Below are 1,283 nucleotides of genomic sequence, written 5' to 3' on the forward strand. Positions count from 1 at the left end.
GGCTGGACGGATCGGGTGGCTGGAGCAGGTCGCCGACGGGCCTACGGCCGGCCCAGAGCGTGGTACTCCCAGCCGGCGGCACGCCACTGGGCGGGGTCGAGGGTGTTCCGGCCGTCGATGATCGTGCGGGTCGAGACGACCGCGGTCAGGGCGGCCGGGGCGAGCTCGCGGAACTCCATCCATTCGGTGAGGTGCAGGACGATGTCCGCATCGGTCGCGGCGTCGACGGCGTTGTCGGCGTACGTGAGGTCCGGGTACATCCGCCGGGCGTTTTCGATCGCGGCCGGGTCATAGACGGCGACGGTTGCACCGGCCTGGTGCAGGGCGCTCGCCACGGCCAGTGCCGGGGAGTCACGAATGTCGTCGGAGTTGGGCTTGAAGGCCGCGCCGAGGACCGCGACCTTCTTGCCGGTAGCGCGCCCGCCCAGGAGCCTGGTGGCGAGCGCGACGGTGTGGCTGCGCCGGCGGAGGTTGATGGCGTCCACTTCGGCGAGGAACTTCACGGATTCACCTGCGCCGAGCTCGGTTGCGCGTGCCTGGAAGGCCCGGATGTCCTTGGGTAGGCAGCCACCGCCGAAACCGAGGCCGGCGTGCAGGAAGCGGCCGCCGATCCGGGTGTCGTACGAGATGGCCTTGGCCAGGTGGGTGACGTCGGCTCCGGTCACCTCGCAGACTTCGGCCATGGCGTTGATGAAAGAGATCTTGGTGGCGAGGAACGCGTTCGCCGCGACCTTGACAAGCTCGGCGGTCGGGTAGTCGACGACGACGACGGGAGTTCCCGCGTCGATCACCGATCCGTAGACCCGGCGCAGCGTCTCCTGCGCCGTGCCGTCGGCCCGCACGCCGAAGACGAGCCGGTCCGGGCGCAGCGTGTCGTCGACGGCGAAGCCCTCCCGCAGGAACTCGGGGTTCCAGGCGAGCTCCACCCCGGGCGCCTGGGCGCCCAGCCAGTCGGCGAGCCGGGCGGCGGTTCCGGCCGGAACCGTGGACTTGCCCACAACCAGCGAGCCGGGACGAAGCCCGCCCGCGATCAGTCCACTGACCGCGGAGTCGACGTAACGCATGTCCGCCGAGTTCGAGCCGGGGTGCTGCGGAGTGCCCACGCAGATGAAGTGGACGTCGGCCCCGGTCGCGGCCTCCGCGAGGGAGGTCGTGAAGGACAGGCGGCCGGACTCCAGGTTCTTGCGGAGCAGTTCCTCCAGCCCGGGCTCGAAGAAGGGCACTTCACCGGCGGCAAGACGGGCGATCTTGTTCGGGTCCACATCGACACCGATGACCTCGAA

At 70.2% G+C, this 1,283-nt stretch carries 1 protein-coding gene; it reads right to left on the reverse strand.

Annotated features, from left to right (window positions below):
- Positions 1-41: 41 nt before the first annotated feature.
- Positions 42-1,283, reverse strand: a 1,242-nt coding sequence (locus U9980_RS02565) for a UDP-glucose/GDP-mannose dehydrogenase family protein (RefSeq protein WP_322766509.1), incomplete at its 5' end; no start/stop codon positions are given.

Origin of the sequence: Protofrankia sp. Cr1, assembly GCF_963555865.1 — a bacterium.
GTDB lineage: Bacteria > Actinomycetota > Actinomycetes > Frankiales > Frankiaceae > Protofrankia.